A 26907-nucleotide genomic window follows, 5' to 3' on the forward strand; every position below is an offset into this window, starting at 1 on the left:
CGCTTTCAAAACATCAGCATTCTTGAGCAAAACACCACTAATTGTCTTGACGCTTTAATTCGCGGTTATATGATAATACTTCAGATTGTCATACAATCTACATATTTATAATACAAGATCACATCACAGGCAATGAATCAATCCCACCGTTTGGGAAGCAGATTCAAGAAAATGTCATTCACAATAATGCGTCCGGGAAGGCAGTTTTACAATGAAAACATTACAGGATGTTCGCCCCTTTGATTCAGCAAAAACGATGAGCGCTGAACTGGCCGACCAGCTCTGTGAAAGAATTCGTAACAACCGCCTTGCTCCCGGTGACCGACTGGGAACCGAAGCCGATCTGGCCGATCAGTTCGGCGTCTCGCGAACCGTCGTTCGTGAAGCCATCGGATCGCTCCGAGGTCTGGGCGTGGTCACAGGTCGCCAGGGACTCGGGCTCTGCGTTGGCGAAGGCGATAACTTTTCCTCCGTTCTGAGAAAAGCACTCGTACCACAAGTCGCCAGTCCAGAGGGATGGCGCGAGTTACAGCAACTGCGGGCCGTGATTGAAATCGGCTCGATCGCGCTGGCCGTGGAAATGATCACCGCCGAAGAAATCGTGCGGCTGCAGACCATCGTCGCCGAAATGAAACGGGTGATGAAAAATATCAAACAGGATCCGGCAGGCACCAGCAAAACCTACAAAGAGCTGGACTGCCTGTTCCACCAGACCATTCTGGCCGCCTCGCATGGCAATTTTGTGAAACAGTTTCATGGGGTTTTGCTGGATTACTTCCATGCAGGCGACTTGTACGGTCATCCCCCCACCAGCAAGGGACTCCGGGATCATGAAATCATCGCCAATGCAATTGCGGATCGGGACATCGATCAAGCAACCAAATACCTGACAGAACATCTGAAACCGCAATTAAAAGCGCCCTGTGAATGACACAAAGCAAAACTGACTGATACTCCTGGTGAATTAATACATTTGAAATTATCGAGCTGCTTCAGCCTCTGATATTGAAGATAAAACAACTGGTTCAGACATCGTTTTTTAAACCGCAGATCACTGTATCATAATCTGGTTCGTCTCCTGCAACAGCATTCGAAGATGCTGTCAACCAGAAAAAAACGGCTTAATGACGGAAATCGACGCTCTCCTGAAAGCTTGACTCATACCTGTGTGCCAGGCTGATTTCATCGTTTTGTTTTCTTTGATATTTTACTTGGAGACGGTTCAATGTTATTCATCAATTCCGAGAAAAAACCCCGTGGTTTTACGCTGATTGAATTGCTGGTGGTGATTGCCATTATTGCGATTCTAATTGCACTCCTGCTGCCTGCAGTACAACAGGCCCGTGAAGCAGCGCGACGTTCCTCCTGTAAAAACAACTTTAAACAGGTTGCCCTGGCACTGCATAATTATCACGACACCCACCGGGCGTTCCCGATCGGCGCAGCGATCAGTGGAGGCTGCAGTGGATATTCGGGGAGCCATATGTTTTCCTGGGGTGTGCATGTTTTGCCCTACATGGACCAGGCGAATGTTTACAACAACCTCAATTTTTCTGGATCAACGCCTTTCGTACCGGCAAACTTTACATCAAGCGGCGCTCTGGCGCCCGTGCAGCCTTACCTCTGCCCCAGTAATCCGCAACCGGATACCATCGTCAACAAGGCGGGCGCATTTGCCGGCGCACTTCCCAATGGAATGGGCAGGACCGACATCGGAGGCGTCGCCGATTCCGTCAGCTGGAAATGCAATTCCGGCTCGGGTGTGCGTCCCACTTCTGTCGGCAATGGCGTGCTCTTCGCCATTTCCAGCGTCAAAATGCGTGACATTATCGATGGCACGAGCAATACACTGCTCGTCGGCGAAATCACCGGGTCCCTTTCCCAGACGGGGCTGAATGGCAATTCTTACACGGGTTATGATGTCTTCGACACCAGCAGTGGCATCAACAGTATCGACACGGTTCCCGGCGGGGGCACTTTCGCATTCAGACCGCAGGGCTTTTCCAGTTACCACGTCGGCGGCTGCCATTTTACATTGTGCGACGGCTCCGTCCGTTTTCTCTCCGAAAATATCGATCAGGGGACACTGTCTGCCCTCACCACCCGCGCCGGTGGAGAAGTTATCGGCGATTTTTAATTTCGCATGCTTCATCAGAGTGGCCTCAACAATTAAATCACATTTCACGCAGACCGTGATCGGCACGGGGCAGCGTTTTTAAAGGAAACGGTTATGCCTGGAATACGACTCATTTTCTGGGGAGTTCTCATACTGACTGTCGGCAGTGGAGGCGTCAGTGATGCCCCTGATCGCCGCGTGGTCAAAGGCAGTGTCACCTTGAACGGCAAACCGCTGGAAGGGGCTGTGATTCGATTTCGGCCCCTTCCTGAGGGACCGATTGCCGCCGGCAAGGTCATCAATGGTATGTATGAAATCACGAACAAAGGCGGCGTCCCGTTGGGAAAACATCGCGTGGAAATCAAAGGCACGCCGATTCTTCCCGATGATTTAGAGGGAAAATCATTAGGAGAAATCGACGCAGCCACCAAACCTGCGATCCCCATACCGGAAAAATATCATTCAAAATCAGAACTGGAAGCGACCGTGGAAGCCGGAAAGCAACCCTTGATTGTCGACTTTGTATTGAAAGAGTAGCCGATCCAGCCTGACGACAGACAAACGCAACTTTGGAATTCACATTTTTGAAAAAGGCAGAGAGAAATGAAGCAGTTTTTCCTTTTTACGGGTGTCATCGCCTCAGTATTTTTTTCCGCAATCGCAGTTCAGGCAGAATGGAATCACCCGCAGACGCAAAAACTTCCCCACCCACACCTGGGTCCCTTTCTCAAACTTTCAGAAAACAGCCTGCTGGCCCCGGATGCCAAACAGGTTTTGATCAGCAAAGACGCCGGCAAGACGTGGGATGCGAAACCGCTGTATGCGCAGCCCGAAAAATTCCAGACCAGCCAGGAACGCGCGATCATCAAAACGCGCAAAGGAACCATTATCCTCGCGTTTATGAATCTCGCTGAGAAAAAATTCCACTGGGATGACAAACAGGGAGGCCCTCAATCTGACTGTTACCTCCCCGCCTATATTGTGCGCAGCACCGATGAGGGACAAACCTGGCTGCCTCCCCAGATCATTCAGGATGATAGCTGGTGTGGCGCGATTCGCAGCATGATTCAAACCAGATCGGGACGCATCATCGTCGCCGTCTCGAAAGCCATCGCCAATCCGGGACGACATGTGATGCTGACTTATTATTCGGATGATGAAGGCGCCACCTGGAATCACAGCAACATGATCGACCTCGGCGGTTCCGGCGATCATGATGGGGCGATGGAAGGGACGATTGTCGAATTGAAAGAGGGCCAGATTTACGCGCTGATTCGCACCAGGTTTGGACGCTTCTGGGAAGCCTTCTCCACCGACGAAGGCGCTTCGTGGCGCATTATCCGCCCGTCCCAGATCCCGGCCAGCAGCTCGCCGGCGATTCTGCAACGACTCGAAAGTGGCCGCATCGTCATGCTCTGGAATCGTTTCCGTGATCCCGAACGCAAAACAGGCAGCCGCGAAGAATTGTCTCTCGCGTTTTCCGATGATGAATGCCAAACCTGGAGCGATCCCGTCATCATCGCGCGCGATTTGACGCCCGCAGGACAGAAACGCGAAAACCGCGTCTCCTATCCTTACGTAACCGAAGTCAAACCCGGAGAGCTCTGGATTACCACCATGCAGGGACCCGTTCGTCTTTCCCTGAAAGAAGCTGATTTCATCGCAAAATAAACTCTACTCGCGAACAGGGCCACAAATCCCCAACTTCCGAGAAGACAATCAGTTATCTGTCCTCTCGCTGACTCACATCCCGTCCACCTACGCAAATAAGATTTATTTGCGTAGGTGGAATCCTGATTTGTCCTCGCTTGCATTTGGTCTGTTTTTCCGAGAACCGAACTGATTCTGCTTTACATCTATTACGATATCGTTTATCAACAAAGAGAAACCAGGCAAACAACGTATTTCCTTAACGAGTAATTTTTTCTTATATGTGTTTACTTGCGTTGCATCAGACTATTTTGATCTTTCTCTACCAACGAGGTTCCCGTGAGTCAAACTGTTGAACTCGTCACGGTAAAAACTGTTGCTAAAGCAGCCGACTGTGCCGTCAGTACCGTCAGTCGCGCCTTGCGAGACGACCCGTCGATCAGTGAAGCGGCCAAACGCCGCATTCGTCAGGTGGCAGAGTCTTTGGACTACCGCCCCCTCCGCAAACGGCGTCCTAAAAATGAAACCATTCAGAACACGACCAGTATCCTGAACGGCAAACGGCTGCTCGTTGTCTCGTTAGGCCTCGATCGCTCTCTCATCTCACTCCCCGTAGTCAGTTCCGCGATCAGTGGTGTCGAAGATGCGTTCTCAGAACTCGGGGTCCGTTTTCAAGTTGCCCATATCCCCGACCTGCAGGCGGTACCCGCCCATCTGGATTTCGGCCAGATCGATGGTCTGTTTTTGATTGGTCCGCTGCAGGGAAAAATGCTGATCGAATCAAACAAAACATTATTGAATCGTCTCTCGCAAATTCCGTCTGTCTGGCTCCTGGGACGGCCGCAAGGTTGCTGGGGCGATTGTGTGGGCGCCAACGACGTTTTACTCGGCGCGAAGGCCGCCGACTATTTAGCCGATCACGGACATCAAAACGTTGCCTTTCTGAATCCCAAACCCGATCACCTGATTATGCTGAATCGTGAAACCGGCTTCGTCTCCCAGGCAATGCGGCGCGGCTTAGACGTGCAGCGTTTTGTCGATCCCCCTTCCAAAGGCTGGAAGCTGCCGATCAAACCGCCGCTTTCGACAGAGGCCGTGCAACATCTGGTCGATCAATTATTAAAAGCGAAAAAACGTCCCACTGCCCTCTTTGCAGGTGCCGACAGTGTTGCGGCTGTCGTGTATGGCTCACTGGCCCGTCGCGGCATCAAAGTCGGCGAAGAGATCAGTGTCATTTCCGGAAACAACGACCACGCCTTTATTACCGGCCTCTATCCCCAACTGACGACCTTTGATATTCACGCCCATGACATCGGCCGTCTGGCCGTCCGACAGCTCGAAACACGCCTGACCATGAACAACTCGATTGCCAACGTCGATTTAACCCTCGAACCACATTTGACCCCCGGCGAATCGGTTCGCCGTCTCAACAACTAATCAAAACGAAGCCGCTCCGGCAGAGGAACACCAGATATGAATCCGCTCACAAGACGCCAGTTTCTTTATTCCAGCACAGCCGCCGCCACCTGTCTGGCGGGAATCAACTGGTTACCGGCAGGCAAATCACCAAAGCCTGAACTCACCCTGGGCTTCAGCCTCTACGGCATGCCGCATATGAAAACCGAACAGGCACTGCAGGTTGTGGCGGACATCGGTTACGATTCTGTCGAACTCTGCCTGAACGATGACTGGGACGCGACGCCATCAAAACTCAACCCCCAGCGACGTACCGAGATTGCAAACAAACTCAATGCAACCGGTTTAAAACTGACTTCACTCATGGAACACTGCGATCTGACCGGTTCAAAAGCCAGCCAGCAGAAAGTTCTCGAACGCCTCAAACGGGCCGCCGAACTGGGACACACATTGAAACCGGAACAACCACCGCTGATTGAAACCACAGCCGGCAGCGGCAAATGGGACGACCGAAAAAATGAAATGCGCGACAACCTGCAAGAATGGGCGAAGGTCGCCGAGAGTACCAAAACAGTGATCACCGTTAAACCGCATCGGGGCGGCGTCGTTGATCGACCGGAACAAGGCGCCTGGCTGGTGCAGCAAATCAACAGTCCCTGGATTCGCTTGAACTATGACTACAGCCACTTTACCCACCGGGATATTTCGCTGGAAGATTCGATGCGGATCATGCTGCCCTTCACCAGTTTCATTCAGATTAAAGACACCGTCCAGCAGGACAACAAAGTCAGTTTTATCCTGCCCGGCGAAAGTGGCGACATCGATTATGTCCAGTTGCTTAAACTGGCCGTCAAAGGCGGCTACCGTGGAGATATCTGCTGTGAAGTCAGTGGCATGGTTTTCAAACAGAAAGGCTACGATCCCGTCGCAGCAGCAAAAACCTGTTATCAGAATATCGCCCCCGCTTTTCAGCAGGCAGGGATTACGCGCGGTTAAGTAGTAATGATAAATTGATCCCCCGGGGGAATTGGTTCGACCATGATAGAGCACAATCGAATGCGACTCTTTGTGATACTGGCTTTGGCGGCGCTGTTCAACCCGCAGCATGCGCTCTTCGCAGTCGAACCAGTCAAACCACCGGCCAGCCAGATCGAATTTTTTGAACTGCATATTCGTCCGGTCCTGATTGAAAAATGTGCCGACTGTCACACCGGTGACAAAGACGCCGAAAGTTCACTCGCCTTCAATTCCCGGTCTGCCTTGATCAAAGGGGGAGACTTTGGCCCCGCAATCACCCCCGGCAAGCCACAGGAAAGTCTGTTGTATCAATCCATTCAACGGACGCATAAAGAATTAAAAATGCCCCCTGATCTGGATGACCGGCTCAGCACAGAAACGATCCAGCATTTCCAGCAATGGATCGAATGGGGTGCCCCCTGGCCTGCAGAAAAGACGAAACCTGTCAACAAATCACAAACAAAACAAACAGAATCACTGACGACGTCCCACTGGTGTTTTCTCCCGCGTCACTCCGTCACGCCTCCTGCAGTCAACAATCAAGAGTGGGCCTATTCGTCCATCGATCGATTTATCTTTGCGCGGCTTGAGAAAGAAAACCTCACTCCCGCTCCCCTGGCATCCAGGCGGACTCTGATCCGACGGGCCAGCTTCGATCTGACAGGCCTGCCCCCCACTCCCCAGGAAGTGAACGATTTTCTCAACGATCCCGATAGCGAGCTGCACGCATTTTCCAAAGTCGTCGACCGTCTGTTAGCATCCCCCGCGTATGGCGAACGCTGGGGTCGTCACTGGCTGGATGTCGCGCGCTATGCCGACACCCAGGGCGATGTCGGCGATTTTCCAATACCGGACGCCTATCTCTACCGCAACTGGGTCATCGACGCATTCAACGCTGATCTCCCGTATGACCAGTTTCTGCAGGCACAACTGGCAGGCGATATCCTGGCGGCGCGTGAAGACGATCCGCAACGGGCCCGGCAACTCAAAATCGCCACCGGTTTTATCGCCCTCTCCCGCCGGTTTGGCAATACGCGGTATGAAGACCAGCACCTGACCATCGACGATACCATCGACACCATCGGTCGCGGCATCATGGGGGTCACTTTAAAATGCGCCCGCTGTCACGATCATAAATTCGATCCGATGCTGGCCACCGATTATTACGGCCTGTACGGCATTTTTGAAAGCACCCTTTACCCCACGATGGGCGCGTCGAACGAACCTTCTCCCACGCAACTCGTCGCGGCGGAAAACAACCCGGATTCACAACAAAAAATCGATGAATACTGGGAGCTCCTCAGCCAGTATCAACATCAGATTCGAAATCACTTCCGACCCTGGCTCAAGCCGACCCTCGAAGAATACAAACAGGTGGCTGCCAAAATCAAACAGGCAGAGAAAGACAATCAGCCGACCGAGAAACTCGAAGCGCGGCGACAAAAACTGCTGGCGTCTCACAAAGGAAAATTTCGGGAACTGATGGAACACGGCTTACCCTGGCTCAAACAGGAAAAAGCCAGGCTCGTCAAACAGCCGCCGGCAGAGATGCTGTATGCGGTCATCGATGGCAAACCGCACCACGCCAAGCTGCATCGCCGCGGCAATCCCAGCAACCCCGGAGATGTTGTACCGCGTCAGTTCATTAATGTGATCTCCAAAACCAAACCTGATTTGGGTCAACAACAATCCGGACGCGAAGAACTCGCCAACTGGATTACCGATCCCGCGCATCCCCTGACGGCCCGTGTGATCGTGAATCGGCTCTGGTATCACCACTTCGGGCAGGGACTGGTCAAAACAGTCGACAACCTTGGCGTTCTGGGAGCCGCTCCCTCGCATCCGCAATTGCTGGATTATCTCGCCAACCAACTCATTGAACAGGAGTGGTCGCTCAAGGCGCTGCATCGCCAGATGATGCTCAACCGCGTTTATCGACTGGACAGTTTTGATATCAAACAAAACAGCCAGCGTGATCCGGAAAACGTCTTCCTCTGGAAACATTCCCGCCAGCGACTCGATGCCGAATCAATTCGCGATGCGATGCTGTTTGTGTCCGGCGAACTGGATCGCGAGCCGGGAGGCCCGCATCCCTTCACCCCCTGGCATAAGAAAGGCTACAGCCTGAACGGGCCCTTTCATCAGGTTTACCCTTCCAACAAACGGAGCGTGTATCTGATGACACAGCGACTGTTCAAGCATCCGTTCCTCGGCCTGTTCAATGGACCTGAGACGAACGAGACGACTGGAACGCGCAAGAACTCGAATCTCCCCACACAGGCACTTTACCTGATGAACTCCCCCTTTCTTCCCGAGTTGGCGGAAGCATTGGGAAAACGAATCCTGCAGTCCAATTCAACGGAAGAGAAACAGATTGAGGCCGCTTACCAGATTGTGTTTTCCCGCAACCCGACCCCTGAAGAACAGGCTGAGTTTATACAGACGCTGCACGCCTATCGCAGACAAATGATCAAAGAGCATCCGGAAGAGACTGCGGCTGCCAATCAGGCCGCCTGGACCGGGTTATCCAAAGTACTGCTTACCAGTAATGAATTCTTTTTCGTCGACTAATGCAGACAACATCAAAAGCAGCCTCCACAGAGGAATCACAAAATGCATCACTCTCAACACATTCATCGCAGAAGTCTGCTGCAGGCGGGACTCGGGACAACGGCCGGGCTCTTACTTCCCTCCGCTCTGCCCGCCGGCCTTGCGACACCCCATCATCGCCCGCAGGCCAGACACGTGATCATGCTGTATATGTCGGGCGGTTACTCGCACGTTGATACCTTCGACCCCAAACCCGAACTGACGAAACGGCACGATCAATCAATTGGCGACGAAAACGAAGCCGCGGTCTCCGGACAACCGAAAATCGAACGCTATTTGAAAGCGCCGTTATGGAAGTTCCGCCCGAATCGGGAATGCGGAACGGAAGTCAGTGACCTCTTCCCCCACATTCGCGAGCAGATGCACGAAGCCGCTTTGATTCGCTCCATGAACTGTGATCACCGCGATCACGGCGAAGCCACGCTGCAACTGCACACGGGCAGTACGACCACCGCGATGCCCGGCATCGGCGCCTGGCTGAGTTATGGCTTGAAGTCGTTCAACAATAATCTGCCTTCGCACATCGTCATCTCAGAACATCGCCCATACAACGGCCCGCAATTGTGGGATGCCAATTTTTTGCCCGCCGTCAACGGTGGTGTGCAGGTCGTGCCCGGCGCTGATCCGATCCCCTTTTTAAAGTCGCCAACCTCACGTGAGCGGCAGCACCTGGAACTGTCGCTGCTGTCGAAAATGAATCAACGCCACTTACAACAGCGCCAGCAGGATGCCCAGCTTGCGGGACGCGTCGCTTCTTTCACCGCCGCCAGAGGTCTGCAGCAACAGGCGCCCGAAGCCCTTGATTTAACAAAAGAGACGCAGGAAACTTTGAAATCTTATGGGGTGACACAGGGAGACCAATCCAGCTACGCATCTCAATGCATCATGGCCCGCCGCCTGATTGAACGGGGAGTCCGATTTGTCGAAATCATCGACGCCGTCGGCGCCTGCCGGGACAACTGGGACGCCGCACACCGCGATATCGCCTCGCATGAAAAATACGCCCGCCGCGTCGATCAACCTGTCGCGGCGCTGATCAAAGACCTGAAACAGCGCGGTCTGCTGGAAGACACATTGCTCGTGTTCTGTACGGAATTCGGCCGCTCTCCCTGGGCACAGGACGGTAAAGGAACCAAATCGCGTACCCATCATCCGAACGCCTTTTCCTGCTGGCTCGCCGGCGGCAATGTGCGCGGCGGCGTGATTCACGGCGAGACAGACGACATCGGAAACTATGTCGTAAAAGACATGGTCCACGTTCACGATTTTCATGCCACGATTCTGTCCATCATGGGACTGGACCACGAGAAACTGACCTACCGCCACGCCGGCCGTGATTTCCGACTGACCGACGTACACGGGCACGTCGTCAAAGAAATCCTTAAAGCATAGAAAATGCACTTGTAAAAATTACCAACCTGAACTCATTTCGCGGCTGAAATGAGGGACCGCTGACGCAGCCAGTCTTCCGCGCGATCGGTCCACGTATCGACGTTGGAATTTTCAACCGGTCGCATGCCGTAGCCGTGTCCGCCCGTTTCATAGATGTGCAATTCGCTGCCCACGCCGTTGTTCTTGAGCGCCGTATAAAACAAAATGCTGCTTAACGGTGTGGCACCGTCATTGTGAGCATGCACCAGAAACGTGGGCGGCGTTGCTTTTGAAACTGTAAACACCTCGTTCAAAGTTCCCGTTTTGTCATCGACCAGCCGCCAGGGATAAATCAGCAGACTGAAATCGGGACGACAGGAGACTTCGTCCGTCGCGTCGATGGATTGATAGGAACGCTCGTCAAATCGGGTGGTCACCAAAGCGGCTGCCTGCCCTCCTGCCGAAAAACCGATGACGCCGATCCGATCCGGTTTGACTCCCCACTCGGCAGCTCGTTTGCGAACCAGACTCAACGCACGTTGCCCATCCTGCAACGGTCGTTCTGAAAAAGCAGGTAACATCGCACTCTTCTGACCCGATGGTGTTTTCTGCTTCGTGCGATAATGCACCACAAACGCGGTTATACCCAACTCATTCAACCATTCCGCGGCTTCGGAACCTTCTTTGTCCATTACAACATAGTTGTATCCGCCGCCGGGAAAAATCAGAACCGCCGCACCATTCCGTTTGTCGGCCGCCGGTTGAAACACCTGCAGCTGTGGTCGCGTGATATCTTTCACGCGTGTCGCGGGTGGATTTTCATCCGGGCGTCTCTCAAGTTTGGTCCCTGTGTCACGCGTTGTTTCACCGGGCGCCAGATTCGGCCAGAGATCAATCACCGCATCCGGCTCGCGCGCTTCTGCGTTGCAAAACAGTCCTACGCTCATCACCGCGATTAATAATGTCATTACCGTGAACCGTCTCATGCCAGAATCTCCTTGATGATATTTGACGGTTCGACTCCCGTCAGTTTAAAGTCAAGTCCCTGATGTCGAAATGTAAATCGTTCGTGATCGATGCCCAGCAGATGCAGCACCGTCGCGTGCAGGTCGCGTACGTTGACCGGGTTTTCGGCCACGTTATAACTGAAATCATCGGTGGCACCATACGTCATGCCCGACTTGACGCCCCCCCCTGCCAGCCATGTCGTGAAACAACGCGGATGATGATCGCGGCCCCCTTCGGGACTATCCCATTTCCCCTGACCGGCGACGCCGCGACCAAATTCGCCCCCCCAGATCACCAGCGTCTCATCCAGCAAACCCCGTTGTTTGAGGTCTTTAACCAGCGCGGCACTCGCCTGATCGGTATCGCGACAACGAGCGACACACCACGAACTCAGGCGGCTGTGATGATCCCAGTCGGGATGAAATAATTGCACGAACCGTACGCCGCGCTCGATCAGACGTCGGGCCTGCACACAGTTAGCCGCATAACTGCCGGGCCTTCGTGAATCGGGGCCATACAGTTCGAACGTTGATTCGGGTTCATCACTCAGATCATTCAACTCGGGAATACTGGACTGCATCCGCCAGGCCATTTCGTATTGACGAATCCGCGTTTCAATTTCCGGGTCGCCCGTCTGTTCCAGACGCATCTGATTGAGTTCGGCGATGCCATCCAGCATGCCGCGCCTGACATTGCGAGGCAGTCCGTCCGGGTCGCGCAGATACAGTACCGGCTCTCTGGCATTCCGCAGTTTCACGCCCTGATAGCGGGACGGCAAAAAGCCGCTCCCCCAGTAATGATCGTAGAGCGGCTGATCGCTGGGCCGTTTCATCTTGGAAATCAACACCAGATAATCGGGCAGATTGCGATTCTCGCTTCCCAGTCCGTAACTCGACCAGGCACCGATCGAAGGCCGTCCCGGCAGTTGATGGCCTGTCAGATATTTGGTCATCGCCGGGGCATGATTGATCTGATCGGTGACCATCGATTTGATAAAGCAAAGTTCGTCGGCCACCTCTCCATGATAGGGCAGCCATTCGCCGAGTGTCGCACCACTTTCTCCGTATCTCTTAAATTTCGTTCGCGACGGCATAATCAACTGCTTCTGATTGGCGGTCATCGTGGTTAGTCGCTGTCCGCCACGCACACTTTCCGGCAGTTCTTTGCCGGCCCACTTCATCAGACCCGGTTTGTCGTCGAAGAGTTCAATCTGCGAAGGCCCACCCGACTGTGTCAGAAAGATGACGTTTTTTGCCCGCGGCGGTTTGTGGGGTAATTCCGGCAGACCGATGGCCGGTGGTTTCTCTGCCTCCGCACGGCGCATGTTTTCTAACAGCCCCAGTGCCATCGCGCCCAGACCGACGCCGGCACCGCGTCCCAGAAAATAACGGCGGGATACTTCGAAGGCACGTTGTCTGAGTTGCTCATTCATGGGTGATTGCCTCATCCAGATTAAAGACCATGCTGGCGATCACCATATAAGCGGCCAGTTCGTCGGCTGCTACGTTGCGCTTGTTCGGCGGCTGTCCCACATCGAGCAGGCTGAGTGCATCCTCGGGCTGTTTTTGATAATGTGCGAATGACAGCTGAAATTTGCGTTCCAGAACGGCGCGTTCCCGTGCATCCAGTGATCGAGAGAGAATCCGGCGTGCGATCAATTCCAATCGCGCCGGCACCGTGGTTTCCTGTTGAATCGCCGTGCGTGCCAGTTCGCGTGAGGCTTCGAGAATACTTAAATCGTTGAGCAGTGTGAGTGCCTGTAAAGGGGTATTGGTACGTCGCGGCTCGACTTCACACACCCGCCGCTGCGCACTGTCAAACAGGAACGTCGGTGCGCTCGAGCGTCGCCAGAACGCGTACAGACTGCGTCGATACTGGGCGGCTCCCTGACTCGGTTCGTAGCGGAAGCGGCCCATAAACATTTCCGCCCAGACCCCCGCCGGCTGATAAGGCATCACCGGAGGCCCCCCCAGCGCCGGGTTCAATAAACCGCTCGCCTGTAATGCGGCGTCACGAATCATCCAGCTTGGTAAACGGAATCGCGGGCCGCGAGCCAGCAAACGGTTTTCCGGATCACGTTCCAGTAATGCTGGCAAGACCTCACTGCGCTGCTGATACGTGCGGCTGGTCACAATCAAACGCAGCACGTGCTGCAGGTCCCAGTTGTGTTCCATCAGTTCGACCGCCAGCCAGTCGATGACTTCCGGATGCGTCGGTCCTTCTCCCTGCAGACCAAAGTCGCCCGGCGTACGGACTAGCCCCTCACCAAAACAGATCTGCCACAAATGATTCACAACAACCCGCGCGGTTAACGGGTTCTGATCGGAAACCAGCCACCGCGCCAGATCGAGCCGATCTTTTGTTTTTTCTTGCGGCAACGGGAAAACCGCTTTCGGCACTGAGCGTGACACTTCGGCTCCGTGTTTATCCCAGACGCCTCGTTCCAACACAAATGTTTTACGAGGCTCTTTTCGTTCGGCCAAAACCATCACGTTCAATTCACCGGCCGCTTTTTTGACTTGAGCGAGCTGTGCGTTCGCCCGATCCAGTTCTGTCTTTTTTCTCTGATAAACGCCGTGATCAACAAGAAACTGTTCCAGCAGACGCGCTTTCAATTTTGGATCGAGTTTAGAAACCTCGGTTGTCTTGACGGCCGCCAACGCTTCCAGAGGCATCGGATCAAGTGAGCGAACCGCCTGGCCCGGCTGATCCGTGAGCATGACACGAAATCGACCGATGTTCGCGTCCCCTTCGGTCGAACGATGCAGCATCACGAAAATCAGCTCTTCCTGATCGTCAAGAACCAGAGGTTCCGCTAAAGCGAATACGGCGACATGTTTCTGCTTTGGATCATGGTCTTCTGTTGTCCAGCCGTTGCGGGGATCGTCATCGAGCGTGTCTTTGATTTTCCCATAGTTGCGGCCTTTGGCTGTTTTCTCGACATCTGCCACCGCGGTCGCGAACTCGATATCCCGCAACTGTGAACTCCCCTGACGACGCACCTGAAGTTTGACGTCGGTCAGAATCAATTCCCCACTCGCACCCCGGCTCAATTTCCCTTCGGTATGCGAAACATGCGGAAACACTTCCAGCCGGATGCCGGTCACGCGAGCCAAGTTCGTCGCAGCCGTCAGGCGATAATCTTCCTGTCGAGGATTCGGCCCGCTGGCCTGAACCGTGCCATCCGCTTCCTGAGTGAGAATGGTCCCTTCGACTGATTGAAGTGATCTGGTTTGCGGCAGATGCCAGGCAGTGAATCCCTGTTCGACAAAACGTATCTGCTCGGCCAGCCACGGTTCGAATGCCTGTTCGGCCTGTTTGCGGGTTTCCGCTTCTAACGGTCTGCGTTCATCGACCACCTGTTGTGCTTCCTGGATCGCACGCGTAACCAGCGGCGATTTGAATTTGAGATACGGCTTCGCACCGCCGCCCGCTTTGCCATCTTCATCAATGCTGTTGAAGAACGCGAACAGGCTGTAATAGTCGGCCTGAGATATCGGATCAAATTTGTGAGAGTGGCACTGACAGCAGCCCAGCGTGAGTCCCAGCCAGACGGTTCCCGTGGTGTTGACGCGGTCGATCACGTAATCGATGCGCGATTCTTCCGGATCGCGGCCCCCTTCGCCGTTTGTCATATGATTGCGATGAAAGCAGGTCGCCAGCTTTTGTTCCGGCGTCGCCCCCGGCAATAAGTCGCCGGCGAATTGTTCGATCGTAAATTGATCGAAGGCTTGATTTTTGTTGAACGACTGAATTACCCAGTCCCGCCACGGCCAGTTCGTGCGCGTCGCGTCCTGCTGAAAACCGTCCGTATCGGAATATCGTGCGAGATCCAGCCACCACATCGCCATCCGCTCGCCATAATGTTTCGACTTTAATAACCGGTCGACAAGTTTTGCATCTGCGTCCGGAGACGGATCATTCACAAATGCTTCCACTTCTTGAGGAGTCGGAGGCAGTCCGGTCAGATCAAACGAGAGCCGGCGAATGAGTGTCTGTTTTGTTGTGACGGGGGAAAGAGTCAGCCCCTCTTCAGTCAGTCTACGCTGGACAAGTACATCGATGGGATTCTGACTTTTTTCCTGAGGGCTGACAGCTACTTTCACCGGTTTTTCAAATGACCAGTGCTGGCCCCATTTCGCGCCTTCGGCGATCCATTTCCGGATGAGTTCCGTCTGTTTTTTTGTCAGCGGCTTGCGATGTGAGTCAGGTGGCGGCATTAAGAGGTCGGCATCGCTGCTGGTAATCCGGGTCAGTAACTCACTCGCTTCCGGTTTCCCCGGAACAATCACGGTGGTTCCATCCCGGTCTGCAGTCGCCGCCTCGCGTAAATCCAGGCGCAGGTCGGCTTCGCGATGCGTGGGCTCAGGGCCGTGGCAGTGAAAGCAGCGGTCGGAAAGCAGCGGCAGGATGTCGCGGCTAAAATTCACATCAGCAGCCGCGCAGAGCGAAAAGGGGACCCCGAGAGTGATGGCCAATAGAATCAACTTAAGGCAATAGGACAGCAAATTCAAAGGATTGATTTCACCTGGGAAAGAGAATTGGGGGAAGGATCACCACATACTGATGTAAGATTCATCGTACTGACGACACAACCCCAGGTCCAGACAAACTCATCAAAGCAACCACTGGCCAGAGCCTGAATCGGTCATCGTTTCTACTCGGTTTGAAACTCAAATTCACTGGATAATCTGTGTGTTTCGAGTGAAAACAAACTAACACCGTATTTTCCCTGAACAAAAAAGACCTTTTTTATAAAATATGTTGACAGATCGAATAATTTAACTATTCTTTATTAAACATTATTTCACAAAAACCATTTGAATCTTGAAAGTCTCTCAAAAGTCGCTCACACACGTTAAAGTCGCTCACGATTTATATATTTCCAAATAACATTCATTCCAGGAAATGTACGATGAGCACTTATTCCAGACGCAGAGCGTTTACTTTAATCGAATTGTTAGTTGTTATTGCGATCATCGCAATTTTGATTGCCCTGCTTTTACCGGCAGTCCAGCAAGCCCGGGAAGCAGCCCGGCGTTCTCAGTGCAAGAACAATCTCAAACAACTGGGGCTTGCATTCCACAACTACCACGACACCTTTACCACTTTCCCTAATGGAAGCCATCCGACGCCTAACTATTCCGGAGGCGGATATCATATGGGATGGGCCCCCAAGATCTTCCCTTATATTGATGAGGCAACCCGCGTTCACGCCATGGAAGGGTTTTCCGCAAACCCAATCACCATACTCGCCCCGTGGCGATATGAGACCGCGCCGCATTATGGGTCGAATGAAATCTGGGGGCCGGTTCCGGTACTCGCCTGCCCTTCCTCAGCTCTGGGTAACCGTTCCCCGGACATCGTCAATTCCGCGTTACCCTGGATTGTCGGTCAAGGTGCATTGCATTATCGGGGAGTTGCCGGTCGTATTGAAGATGTTACCAATCCCACTGAGAGCAATAATTACCGATGGGCCGATACAGGGATCATCTACCCGCATAGTGCGACCAAGTTTCGCGACATTGTCGATGGATCTTCGAACACAATTCTGTTGGGCGAATCATCCTCTTCACATGGCTGGTCTGCATCGATGAAAGTCGGATGGGGTGGCATCCAGCCCTGGACGTGGGGCATGTATTGGTATACCAGCACGAGACGACTGACTCTGGATAGTAAAAACATCCAGTTTCCAATCAACTATCGCGGAGATTTCGGCACCAATCATACTCCCTTCACCAGTTACCATGTCGGGGGTGCCCACTTCATGATGGCCGATGGTTCCACTCACTTCATTAGTGAGAATATCGATCTCGGGTTGTTCAAATCGCTGGGAACACGTGCCGGTGGAGAAGTACTTGGCGAATGGCATTAAAACCTCTTTATATTTCATTCGTTCTGAAACCAAGCAGGCTAAGAGAGTTTGAGTCGTCACCGTCTCAAGCTCTCTATACTGCATGCTACGTTTGAATTGCGCAGCACGTACTCTTCCCGACTCATTATCTCACACTATAAAGGGACACTGATGATATCTAAACTACCAGTGGTTTGTGTCAAATTATTTAACCGGACAAACTTACTCCCGCTCTTACTCTTCGCTGTACTGCTCAACACGTCAGGCTGTAGTGATGGTCGACCGGCACGTGCCACGGTGACTGGTTCCATCAGCTATAATGGAAAACCGTTAAGTATTGGTTCTCTGGTTTTCATACCGATTGGCGGTGGCCCTCCGGCTCAGGGAAAAGTCAACCGTGAAGGGATTTATGAAATGGGAACCTATGAAGAAGACGACGGAGTGATTCCCGGTGATTACAAAGTCATGATTACCGCACTTACCAGTTCCGGAGGATCAGGGTTACCGGAAGACACGGTCAAAGCAAATGCGGAACCGGTCTCGGTGATTCCGGAATGGTACGGCGATCTGGAAAAATCCGGACTGCTGGTGACCGTCACCGCAGACAAGGCTAATACAATCGATTTCCCATTGACCGATGATAAACCCAAAGAATCAGTCACAAAGAAGTAAAACCAGCCCCTGCAGCACAGAATGAAGATTACTGTGCTGCAGGGGTTTTGTTTTTTCGTCTCCTCACCAGATCCTCACAACAATTCCTGCCTCTGCAAAAATGGTTTTCTTCAAACTGTCTAATCGAATCTGAAGTGACTTAACAGTAAGAAACGCCTTGAAAAACGGCACAATGATCGCTGTGATTCTCATCCAGTCGCATTATTCAGTGCACGCGGATATACTTAAACAGGGACTTGTTACCGACGGAGATCCTCTATAATAGAGAGAAGCCCCTTTCAACACATAATCCTTACCTTTTCTGAAACGGTATCCGCTTCAAATACCGTGAATCACAAAGATCATCCATGAGTACGAATTCGCTCTCCAGTCGTAAACAATTTGAAGAGTACAAAACCGAGTTTCGCGAAAAACATGGTCCTTCGCAGGGCAAGCATGCTTCGAAACGGGACCGTTCCTCCTGGGAACTCGTGCGGAGCTTTCTCAGCTTACTGAAAATTCATCGCGGACCGATGATTCTGTCGCTGTTGACACTGACCGTCGCCACTCTGCTGGCACTCATCCCGCCGGCCGCGACCAAATTTGTCGTCGATTACGTACTCGATAAAAAACCGCTGCCGGCGCTCATGCCGACGTGGGTTCCTCACGAACCCTGGCCGCTGCTGGTATCGATTACCATCGCCGTCATTTTCATTTCATTAATTCGCATCGCATTGCAGATCTGGGGGCGCTGGCACGCCACCCGCGTGACAAAAATGATCCAGATGAAAGTTCGCAAGGATGTCTTTGCGCAGGCGGTACGTCTGCCTTTGCATCGGGTACAGGAACTCAAGTCGGGAGGCGCTGCAAGTATCCTGCGGGAAGACGCGGGCAGTGTCGGTGAGCTGGTTTTTGGAATGTTATACAACCCCTGCCGCGCCATTATTCAACTGCTGGGCAGCCTGATCATTCTGGCGTGGGTCGACTGGCGACTGCTCCTGGGGGCACTCTTCCTGGGCCCGATGGTGTATCTGACACACCGCACCTGGATCAGTCGCATTCGACCACAACACCGCAAAATCCGCGCCCAGCGCGCGGATGTCGATGCGCTGGCAACCGAATCGTTCGGCGGTATGCGCGTGGTCCGCGCGTTCGGCAGACAGCGTTCTGAAACCAGCCGTGTGATGCGCGGCAACCATCTCATGGCACGCCAGGAACTGTATGCCTGGTGGTGGGCCCGGTTCATTGAAATTGTCTGGGAAACGTTGATCCCCGTTGCCGCCGCCTGTCTGCTGTTATATGGCGGCTGGCAGGTGCTGCAAGGTCAACTGACGTTAGGCGACCTGGTGATGTTCCTGGCTTACCTGTTGATGCTGCTCGGGCCATTAGCAATGCTGGCCCAGAGTGCGGCCCAGTTCCAGAACAGCCTGTCAGGCTTTGATCGGGTGCTCGATTTAATGGAAGAACCGCGCGAGATGGTTTCCTCCACGGCGAAGACTATCAGCAAATCCGAGATTTCCGGCCGGATTACTTTTGAGAATGTCAGTTTCCAATATCCCAACACTCAACAATATGCGCTGCAGGAAATCTCGCTGGAAGTCGAACCGGGGGAAACGATTGCCCTCGTCGGTCCCAGTGGTGCGGGAAAAACAACGTTCTGCAATCTGGTCGCGCGATTCTACGATCCGACGGAAGGACGATTGCTGCTGGATGGTCGCGATTTGCGAGACTTCGACGTGGAAAGTTATCGCAATCATATCGGAGTCGTGGAACAGGATGTCTTTCTGTTTGATGGCTCTGTGGCTGAGAACATCGGCTATGGAAATCGCAGAGCCACGCTTGAAGAAATTCAACGCGCAGCGGAAATCGCCAATGCAGATGAATTTATCAAAACGCTTCCCAACAGTTATCTGACTTTGATCGGAGAACGGGGCGTGAAGTTGAGTGGCGGACAAAGACAGCGGCTGGCGATTGCGCGTGCCATTCTGGCCGACCCGCGAATATTAATTCTTGATGAAGCAACCAGTAATCTGGATACCGAAAGTGAACGACTGATTCAGGACAGCCTGACGCGATTAATGCGGAACCGCACCTGTTTTGTCATCGCTCACAGACTGAGTACGATCAGCCACGCCAACCGGATCGTGGTCTTCGAAGACGGACGTATTACGGAAACCGGTACGCATGATGCGCTGATGGAAGCAGGTGGCAAATATCACGAGATGGTTCTATTGCAAACCAGTCCTGCCGAAGTCAGTTGAAGTCTCACGCCTGCCAAGTGCACATTCGTTTTTTGAATTCCCGACCCCTCTGATTCACTTTTCTAAATTGAAAAGCCTCCCTTACATGTTTACAATTTTATATATCAGTCCTTCCCCAAAGAAACACTCAACAGTTCTTGTGTAGCAAGCATCAGTTGAATCTCGCCTGGTTCTGAAAACTCAGAACGCATGCCCCAGAACGCATGTAAGATCAAAAAATCGTTTTATCCTGAAATAACAAGGCCGGGTACTTCCCGGAAAGGGAAACAGTCGTATGAATGTATTGAAACATAGTCGGAACTCCCTGCTGCTGAAGCTTGGCATCGTGTGTGGAATTGTTTTCGTGATCGCCTATGCTGAGCGGGGCGCTCATGCGGGAGACAAGAACACATCTTCTGCGAAGAAATCCAACAAAGTGCTGTTAGGCACACCTGAGTTGACATCCGGAATTCCCGGTAAAGGACCACTCTCGGAAAAAGAAATCAAAGCCTGGCTCAGTAATCCCGAAAACCATGAAGTACTGGAAGTGACTTTGCCGCTCGGTCTCAGCGCAGGGGCAGGTCAGATGGTGGGCCTCAAAGAAAATCCGCTGACACGAGCCAAGGTGGAACTCGGGCGACAATTGTATTTTGACACGCGACTCTCTGCAGACAACACCATCAGTTGCGCCAGCTGCCATCATCCCGATGAAGGATTTGGTCGGCACACACGTTTTGGAGTCGGCATTGGGGATCAGGAAGGGGGACGTAATTCTCCCGTGAGTTACAACCGTATCTTGAGTGGTCCTCAGTTCTGGGATGGTCGTGCAGCCACTCTGGAAGATCAGGCGGTCGGCCCCATCGCCAACCCGATTGAAATGGGACATACCCATGAAGCGGTCGTCAAATCCATTAAAGAACTTCCCGGTTATCGGCTGCAATTCCATAAAATTTTTAACGACGGAGTCAACATCGATAACATCGGCAAGGCCATTGCCGCATTCGAACGTACGCTCGTATCGGGACCTTCTCCCTTTGATTATCAGGAACAACTGAAACCGTTCCTGAAAATGGATAAAGAAGACCTCGAAGATCTTGAGGAAGAATATCAGGCGGCTCTGACTCCAGCCAAAGCGCACCCCATGTCGAAAAGCGCCAAGCGGGGAATGGACCTGTTTTTCAGTGAAAAAGTGAATTGTGCCGCCTGCCACTTAGGGCCGAATCTGACTGATGAAAAATATCATAACCTCGGCGTGGGCATGGATGCCGAAAAACCGGACCTCGGCCGTTATGAAGTCACCAAACAGGAAAAGGACAAAGGCGCTTTCAAAACCCCCACGATCCGCAACGTGGAATTCAGCGCCCCTTACATGCACGACGGTTCTTTAAAAACTCTCGAAGAAGTGGTGGAACACTACAACAAGGGAGGCACTCCGAACCCGACCCTGAGTGACAAAGTGAAAAAACTCAATCTTTCAGATCAGGATAAGCAGGATCTGGTAGCATTTATGAAAGCCTGTTCCGGACCGTTCACAAAAACAGAAGTCGGACGGTTGCCTCAGTAGACCAATCTCGTTGTACTCGCAATCCCCCTATAGCCCGGTTTCCACACCGGGCTATTTTTCGTTCCGGAATGAAATCCGACTGTAAAACGCCTGTGCTTATTCCGTAATACTGGTATCCTGTGAAACAGGAATCATTGGGAGAGATCCGCGGCTACTCTGATGACCTTCTTTTACATAAAGGGGAAAAATTGTCGGGCATACTGGAAGTTATTGTGTTGACGACTCTGGCGGGAAGCACCATACCCATCGGTGGTTTTCTCGCGAAAATCGAACGGATTCACCCGCGCTGGCTCGAAGAAGAGTTTCGTCATTCGATTATTGCCTTTGGCGGTGGGGTGCTGCTGGCTGCCGTCGCTCTGGTCCTGGTCCCGGTCGGCATAACAGAGATGCATCCCCTGACAGCAGCCGGCGCCATTCTCATGGGCGGCATCTGTTTTATGTTCCTCGACCGGATGCTGGAAAAGCATCAAAATTCCGCTTCACAGATGATCGCCATGCTGCTGGATTTCATACCCGAATCGCTGGCGCTGGGAGCCACGTTTGCCAATGGCGGTTCGGTGGGGATGCTGCTTGCCATCTTAATCGGGCTCCAGAATTTGCCGGAAGGTTTTAATGCCTACAGAGAACTGAGGACTTCTGAAACGATGAAGCGACACCTGATCCTGCCTGGTTTTTGCCTGCTGGTTCTACTGGGCCCCCTTTCCGGGCTCATTGGATATTATTTATTATCGCAGGTCCCACAACTGGTCGGTATGACAATGCTGTTCGCCGCGGGTGGGATTCTTTATTTGACATTTCAGGATATTGCACCCCAGGCGAAACTGGCACGCCGCTGGGCTCCCGCATTGGGAGCAGTGCTTGGTTTTGTCTTCGGACTGATTGCACAAATGGTAATCGCATAATTTTCATCTGTCAAACAGACTGAACTTATCCGCCGATTGAGAATTAGAGCGCCTCTGTTAGCAAGATGCGGTTATAATAGACGTGTGTCACCAACATCCATTATAAGTAACCCAGATTCGTTACAGTATCACATTCGCCAAATGAGACAGGCAACACATACAGTCGAATATTCTCGGCTGCAAACACAAAAGGAAAAACCGTGTCGAACTCTAATCCGCCGAAATCGAGTTCACCTGTCTGGAAGTCTCTTGAAACATTGATCGCGGTTTTCACGATCGTCATGATCGCTGCACATCTGGTCTTACGCTTCGCGCTCGTCACATCGGAGACCGTTCAGAACCTCCCGCTCTGGGCCGCGCTGGCTTTGGGTGGTACGCCGCTGGTCTGGGGACTGCTGGTCAAAATGATTCACCGGGAATTCGGTTCCGATCTGCTGGCCGGGATCTCCATCGTCGTCTCGATATTACTCGATGAGTATCTGGCGGGATCTCTGGTAGTTCTGATGCTTTCCGGAGGTGAAGCGCTGGAAGCATACGCCGTCCGCAGTGCCTCATCCGTGCTGCAGGCGCTTAGTAAACGGATGCCGTCGATCGCGCATCGTAAAATCGACTCCCGCATCGAAGATGTTTCCCTGGATCAGATTGCCATCAATGACACGCTCGTCATTTTCCCGCACGAAATCTGCCCCATTGACGGAAGCGTGCTGGAAGGCCACGGCGTGATGGATGAATCGTATCTCACCGGTGAGCCTTATATGATGTCCAAGACTCCGGGGTCGCAGGTATTATCGGGTGCGATTAATGGCGAATCGGCATTAACGATCCGCGCAGAAAAACTGGCCGTTGATTCGCGGTATGCCAAAATCATGGAGGTCATGCAGACATCGGAACAACATCGACCCCAGATGCGTCGCATGGCAGACAAACTGGGTGCATGGTACACGCCTCTGGCGGTTTTGATTGGACTGGCTGCCTGGATCGTTTCCGGTGATCCGGTCCGATTTCTGGCGGTGATGGTGGTCGCCACTCCCTGCCCGCTGTTAATTGCGATTCCGGTCGCCATCATTGGTTCCATCTCCCTGGCGGCCCGCAGAGCGATCATTGTCCGCGACCCAACCGCACTGGAAACCGCCGACACCTGCCGCACGATCATTTTCGATAAAACGGGAACGCTGACTTATGGAGAACCCCATCTCACAGAACAGATCTGTACTGCCGGTTTTGATCCAAATGAAGTCCTCTCGCTCGTCGGGAGCATAGAACGATTTTCTAAGCATCCGCTGGCACAAGCGATTCAGACCGCCATGCAGGAAGCGAAAACGGTCATCCACGAGGCGACGGAAATCAGCGAACCCCCGGGACAGGGATTACAGGGAACCGTTGGCGGACGTTCGATCCAGATTACCAGTCGCAAGAAACTGCTCCAACAGCAGCCCGATGTGGCAGATCAATTGCCGCCGCAATCAGGAGGCCTGGAATGCCTGATCCTGGTTGACGATTTATATGCCGGCACGTATCGTTTTCGGGATACGCCGCGCACCGACGGTCAGTCCTTTATCAATCATCTCTCGCCGCGACATCATATTGAGCGCACGATGCTGGTCTCCGGTGATCGGGAATCGGAAGTACGTTACCTCGCCGATCAGGTGGGCATCGACAATGTCTTCTTCAGTCAGAGCCCCGAACAAAAACTGGCGATCGTTAATGACGAAACCACACGCGCCAATACCATCTTTGTCGGCGATGGCATCAACGACGCCCCCGCCCTGATCGCAGCGACGATCGGCATCGCCTTCGGTCAAAACAGCGATGTCACCACAGAAGCTGCCGACGTGATTATCATGGACAGCTCGCTGCAAAAAATCGACGAATTCCTGCACATCAGCCGCCGTATGCGACGCATCGCCCTGGAAAGTGCGATGGGAGGCATGGGTCTGAGTATGCTGGGCATGCTGTTCGCTGCAGCAGGTTATCTGCCCCCCGTCGCCGGTGCATTGACTCAGGAGGTAATTGATGTTCTGGCTGTGCTCAACGCGTTACGGGTTGCGGTCCCTCCCAAAGCCTTGATCGACTTCACACCCGGACCGAAAGTTTGATTGTACCACAGACAACCAAACTCATTTTGACTCGAAACGGACCGTTGGTTTTCCGTCAGCATAAGAGATCACATAGCGTCCGTCAGAAGTGGGGTAAATCACATCCTGCTTTAATTCAAAATCGGTGGGAGACGTCCGCAGGCGAAACTTCTCGCGTCCGGGAATGGCATAGTCCCCGCCATACTTGAGCATCATCTGCGTACGATCGCCGAGTGAATGACCGATGTTTTTAAAAACGACGTTATCAATATCCGCGGGTGCAACAAATTTGGCTTCGACGTCCAGTTCAGCGGTTTTCATATTCTGATACATCTGCTGTGCATCGGTGTAAGGACAGGTCGTGTCTCCCGTTCCATGAATGATAATAATCTTGGCCGCATGCCCTCTGTCTTTCATCAATTTCAAATGTTCGGGATTCCCGATGAATCGAATCTCCTGCGCGCCCGGCGTCAGATAATTTTTTGAACTTTGATCCTGACTGTAGCGGGCATTCAGACTGCTGCCTCCGGGCAGATGGAATGCGATATCATCGGAGAGCCGAGGCATCCCGCAGATATCAATCACACACGTAAAAGTATTTGGTGCGAATTTGTTACACATCAGCGTCACATTCCCGCCCCCCGAACCGCCGGTCGAATAAATCCGCTTTGAATTGAACGGGATTTTTTTCTCAAGCAGTGCGTGATACACAAACGACAGCGCCCGCAGCGCATCAATGGCCTGCAGATATCCAAAATCATAGGGGGCTCCGGTCGCTGATTCTGCTTTCCACGCACCGCTCTGCAGATAATCGACCGAAATCGCAATTACATTCAATTCTTTCGTAAGCACTGCCGGATTGCCGGCGCCCGACGTATTCGTGCCCCCCCAGTTATGCAGGTTGAGCATCAAGCCCGTTTCCGCGGTCACATTCGCCAGGCTGTTTCCCGGATAGTAGATGTAAACTTTGACAGAACGTGGCCCCGGCTCAAACGGCCATTCCTGAGTTTCAATCGAAACGGTTCCATCCCGGTCAGGTAACTCCGCCGCGCCTAATTCCGTGATCCCCAGTCCCAGACAAAAGACTGTCATAATAGTAATCGATTTTTCCAGCATGAATTCAACCTTGTCTTGTTTGAATGAATCTCATCGCCTCTATATACATAGGCCCGATCGCTTGACGAACACTTCCCTATCGATCATGGTGAATGGGTTCGTCCGCGTCAACACAGGCTGTCTTTTTAGAGGAACTCTCGTATGACTTCGCTGCCCCTCGTCAAACCGCAGGAGATCGACCTCGACGGAGAACGGCTGCAACAGGCGGGACGATTGTTAAAAGAATGGACAGACGCAAGCGTTGTCCCCGGAGCCGCCATCGTCGTCGGCCGACATGGCAAAATGGTGGAGCCTCAGTTCTTTGGCAAACAGGGACCGGAAAAAAACGCGGAAGCCGTTCGGCAGGACGGCATGTTTCTGCTGGCTTCCATCACCAAACCTATTGTTTATATGAGCGCATTGAGACTGGTGGAACGCGGCGATCTGGTATTAACGGAACCGGTCACACATTACATTCCCGACTTCGCAGCGCACCACAAAGAATCCATTCTAGTGCATCACCTGTTTACACACACTTCAGGTATGCCCGATATGCTGGAGAACAATGTCGCGCTGCGCCAATCGCTGGCGCCGCTCGCTCAATTTATTCACGGCGCCATCTATGACACAGTGCCTCTTTTTCAACCTGCGGGAACCGGACTCAGTTATCAGAGTATGGGCACTTTGATCGTGGCGGAGATTATACAACGTCTCACCAGAAAAACGATTGCCCAGCATGTGCGAGACGAAATCATCAAACCACTCGGACTGCAAAGTACCTGGCTGGGGCGTGGCGACTTTCCGCGCGAACGTCTGGTGCGCGTCGAAACGCCGGAATACCAGATCGGTTCCAATTTCGGCTGGAACAGCAACTACTGGCAGGATCTGGGGGTTCCCTGGGGGGGCATGTTTAGTTCTCCCGCAGATATGGCCGTACTCTGTCAGTGCATGCTCAACTATGGCGAACAAAACGGAGTCCGGCTGCTTTCCCGATCGATGATGGAAATGGTGACCACGAATCGGCTCGATGATTATCCGGATCTGCCCGAACCGATCCGCCGTTCTCAACCGTGGGGACTGGGCTGGAGGCTGAATCATCCCGGTCAGTCTGGCAGCTGGGGGAATTTACTCGACCGAAGCGTGTTCGGACATACGGGCGCCACCGGCACGATGGTCTGGATGGACCGCCGCCGCGATGGCTTCGCGGTGCTGCTGACAACGGCCACTCGGGCGAAAGCCCCCTGGCGCCTGGTGAAATTGTCGAATATCATTGCTTCGTCTTTTATGTAGGCAGCTATCAGATTAGTCTCTGATCAAACTGTTCAATGAACCTCCGGT

At 52.9% G+C, this 26907-nt stretch carries 19 protein-coding genes; 15 read left to right on the plus strand and 4 right to left on the minus strand.

All coding sequences use genetic code 11. The features are described 5' to 3' along the window. Positions 1–211 precede the first annotated feature (211 nt). From Q0294_RS06390 to Q0294_RS06425, 8 genes are all read left to right on the plus strand, one after another. Entirely contained in the window at positions 212–931 is a 720-nt protein-coding gene (locus tag Q0294_RS06390) for a FadR/GntR family transcriptional regulator (protein ID WP_299462096.1), read from the plus strand. A gap of 294 nt (positions 932–1225) precedes the next feature. Next, complete coding sequence (locus Q0294_RS06395) at positions 1226–2137, plus strand: DUF1559 domain-containing protein (protein WP_299462099.1); 912 nt, start codon at positions 1226–1228, stop codon at positions 2135–2137. 93 nt (positions 2138–2230) lie between these two features. Continuing rightward, entirely contained in the window at positions 2231–2653 is a 423-nt protein-coding gene (locus Q0294_RS06400) for a hypothetical protein (RefSeq protein ID WP_299462102.1), read from the plus strand. A 66-nt stretch (positions 2654–2719) separates the two neighbouring features. After that, on the plus strand, positions 2720–3787 hold the full coding sequence (locus Q0294_RS06405; RefSeq protein WP_299462105.1) for a sialidase family protein: 1068 nt from the start codon (positions 2720–2722) through the stop codon (positions 3785–3787). Positions 3788–4105: 318 nt separating this feature from the next. Next, the gene (locus tag Q0294_RS06410) at positions 4106–5203 is read left to right on the plus strand and encodes a LacI family DNA-binding transcriptional regulator (protein WP_299462109.1); all 1098 of its coding nucleotides are present in this window, start codon (positions 4106–4108) and stop codon (positions 5201–5203) included. Between the two features lie 36 nt (positions 5204–5239). Next, positions 5240–6178: a sugar phosphate isomerase/epimerase family protein gene (locus Q0294_RS06415; RefSeq protein WP_299462112.1), complete on the plus strand. Its 939-nt coding sequence runs from the start codon at positions 5240–5242 to the stop codon at positions 6176–6178. Between the two features lie 42 nt (positions 6179–6220). After that, entirely contained in the window at positions 6221–8770 is a 2550-nt protein-coding gene (locus Q0294_RS06420) for a PSD1 and planctomycete cytochrome C domain-containing protein (protein WP_299462115.1), read from the plus strand. A gap of 42 nt (positions 8771–8812) precedes the next feature. Beyond that, positions 8813–10201 (plus strand): DUF1501 domain-containing protein, encoded by a 1389-nt coding sequence (locus Q0294_RS06425; RefSeq protein WP_299462118.1) that lies wholly within the window; start codon positions 8813–8815, stop codon positions 10199–10201. A gap of 32 nt (positions 10202–10233) precedes the next feature. Here the strand turns inward: Q0294_RS06425 and Q0294_RS06430 are convergent, their stop codons facing one another. From Q0294_RS06430 to Q0294_RS06440, 3 genes are read right to left on the minus strand one after another with little or no spacing between them, the layout of a single operon-like run. After that, entirely contained in the window at positions 10234–11166 is a 933-nt protein-coding gene (locus Q0294_RS06430) for an alpha/beta hydrolase (RefSeq protein ID WP_299462121.1), read from the minus strand. Beyond that, a complete protein-coding gene (locus Q0294_RS06435; RefSeq protein WP_299462124.1) occupies positions 11163–12620 on the minus strand; it encodes a DUF1501 domain-containing protein in 1458 nt (485 codons plus the stop codon). The genes Q0294_RS06430 and Q0294_RS06435 overlap by 4 nt, the downstream gene beginning before the upstream one ends. After that, positions 12613–15702 carry a PSD1 and planctomycete cytochrome C domain-containing protein gene (locus tag Q0294_RS06440; protein ID WP_299462127.1) on the minus strand — a complete coding sequence of 1030 codons (3090 nt, stop codon included), beginning with the start codon at positions 15700–15702 and terminating at the stop codon, positions 12613–12615. The genes Q0294_RS06435 and Q0294_RS06440 overlap by 8 nt, the downstream gene beginning before the upstream one ends. 401 nt (positions 15703–16103) lie before the next feature. Here Q0294_RS06440 and Q0294_RS06445 point away from each other — a divergent pair, with 401 nt between their 5' ends. The 6 genes from Q0294_RS06445 (at position 16104) to Q0294_RS06470 (ending at position 24495) form a co-directional block, all read left to right on the plus strand. After that, entirely contained in the window at positions 16104–17063 is a 960-nt protein-coding gene (locus Q0294_RS06445; RefSeq protein ID WP_299462130.1) for a DUF1559 domain-containing protein, read from the plus strand. A 150-nt stretch (positions 17064–17213) separates the two neighbouring features. Then, a complete protein-coding gene (locus Q0294_RS06450) occupies positions 17214–17714 on the plus strand; it encodes a hypothetical protein (protein ID WP_299462134.1) in 501 nt (166 codons plus the stop codon). Positions 17715–18061: 347 nt separating this feature from the next. Continuing rightward, positions 18062–19954: an ABC transporter ATP-binding protein gene (locus Q0294_RS06455; protein WP_299462137.1), complete on the plus strand. Its 1893-nt coding sequence runs from the start codon at positions 18062–18064 to the stop codon at positions 19952–19954. A gap of 274 nt (positions 19955–20228) precedes the next feature. Continuing rightward, complete coding sequence (locus Q0294_RS06460) at positions 20229–21497, plus strand: cytochrome c peroxidase (RefSeq protein ID WP_299462140.1); 1269 nt, start codon at positions 20229–20231, stop codon at positions 21495–21497. Positions 21498–21685: 188 nt separating this feature from the next. Further along, on the plus strand, positions 21686–22399 hold the full coding sequence (locus Q0294_RS06465) for a divalent cation transporter (protein ID WP_366917915.1): 714 nt from the start codon (positions 21686–21688) through the stop codon (positions 22397–22399). A gap of 281 nt (positions 22400–22680) precedes the next feature. Continuing rightward, on the plus strand, positions 22681–24495 hold the full coding sequence (locus Q0294_RS06470; RefSeq protein WP_366917916.1) for a heavy metal translocating P-type ATPase: 1815 nt from the start codon (positions 22681–22683) through the stop codon (positions 24493–24495). 21 nt (positions 24496–24516) lie between these two features. On the opposite strand, the gene Q0294_RS06475 is transcribed toward Q0294_RS06470, so the two are convergent. After that, a complete protein-coding gene (locus Q0294_RS06475) occupies positions 24517–25590 on the minus strand; it encodes a DUF2920 family protein (protein ID WP_299462147.1) in 1074 nt (357 codons plus the stop codon). Positions 25591–25731: 141 nt separating this feature from the next. On the opposite strand from Q0294_RS06475, the gene Q0294_RS06480 reads away from it, so the two are divergent. Further along, positions 25732–26859, plus strand: coding sequence for a serine hydrolase domain-containing protein (locus Q0294_RS06480; protein WP_299462150.1), 1128 nt, complete (start codon positions 25732–25734; stop codon positions 26857–26859). The last annotated feature ends 48 nt before the right edge of the window (positions 26860–26907 follow it).

Source organism: uncultured Gimesia sp., assembly GCF_937919775.1.
GTDB lineage: Bacteria > Planctomycetota > Planctomycetia > Planctomycetales > Planctomycetaceae > Gimesia.

Bases quoted from the DNA above. Each gene is read 5' to 3' on its own strand.
- Q0294_RS06390 (WP_299462096.1), top strand. From the start codon at position 212: ATGAAAACATTACAGGATGTTCGCCCCTTTGATTCAGCAAAAACGATG.
- Q0294_RS06395 (WP_299462099.1), top strand. From the start codon at position 1,226: ATGTTATTCATCAATTCCGAGAAAAAACCCCGTGGTTTTACGCTGATT.
- Q0294_RS06400 (WP_299462102.1), top strand. From the start codon at position 2,231: ATGCCTGGAATACGACTCATTTTCTGGGGAGTTCTCATACTGACTGTC.
- Q0294_RS06405 (WP_299462105.1), top strand. From the start codon at position 2,720: ATGAAGCAGTTTTTCCTTTTTACGGGTGTCATCGCCTCAGTATTTTTT.
- Q0294_RS06415 (WP_299462112.1), top strand. From the start codon at position 5,240: ATGAATCCGCTCACAAGACGCCAGTTTCTTTATTCCAGCACAGCCGCC.
- Q0294_RS06420 (WP_299462115.1), top strand. From the start codon at position 6,221: ATGATAGAGCACAATCGAATGCGACTCTTTGTGATACTGGCTTTGGCG.
- Q0294_RS06425 (WP_299462118.1), top strand. From the start codon at position 8,813: ATGCATCACTCTCAACACATTCATCGCAGAAGTCTGCTGCAGGCGGGA.
- Q0294_RS06430 (WP_299462121.1), bottom strand. From the start codon at position 11,166: ATGAGACGGTTCACGGTAATGACATTATTAATCGCGGTGATGAGCGTA.
- Q0294_RS06435 (WP_299462124.1), bottom strand. From the start codon at position 12,620: ATGAATGAGCAACTCAGACAACGTGCCTTCGAAGTATCCCGCCGTTAT.
- Q0294_RS06445 (WP_299462130.1), top strand. From the start codon at position 16,104: ATGAGCACTTATTCCAGACGCAGAGCGTTTACTTTAATCGAATTGTTA.
- Q0294_RS06450 (WP_299462134.1), top strand. From the start codon at position 17,214: ATGATATCTAAACTACCAGTGGTTTGTGTCAAATTATTTAACCGGACA.
- Q0294_RS06455 (WP_299462137.1), top strand. From the start codon at position 18,062: ATGAGTACGAATTCGCTCTCCAGTCGTAAACAATTTGAAGAGTACAAA.
- Q0294_RS06460 (WP_299462140.1), top strand. From the start codon at position 20,229: ATGAATGTATTGAAACATAGTCGGAACTCCCTGCTGCTGAAGCTTGGC.
- Q0294_RS06470 (WP_366917916.1), top strand. From the start codon at position 22,681: ATGATCGCTGCACATCTGGTCTTACGCTTCGCGCTCGTCACATCGGAG.
- Q0294_RS06475 (WP_299462147.1), bottom strand. From the start codon at position 25,590: ATGCTGGAAAAATCGATTACTATTATGACAGTCTTTTGTCTGGGACTG.
- Q0294_RS06480 (WP_299462150.1), top strand. From the start codon at position 25,732: ATGACTTCGCTGCCCCTCGTCAAACCGCAGGAGATCGACCTCGACGGA.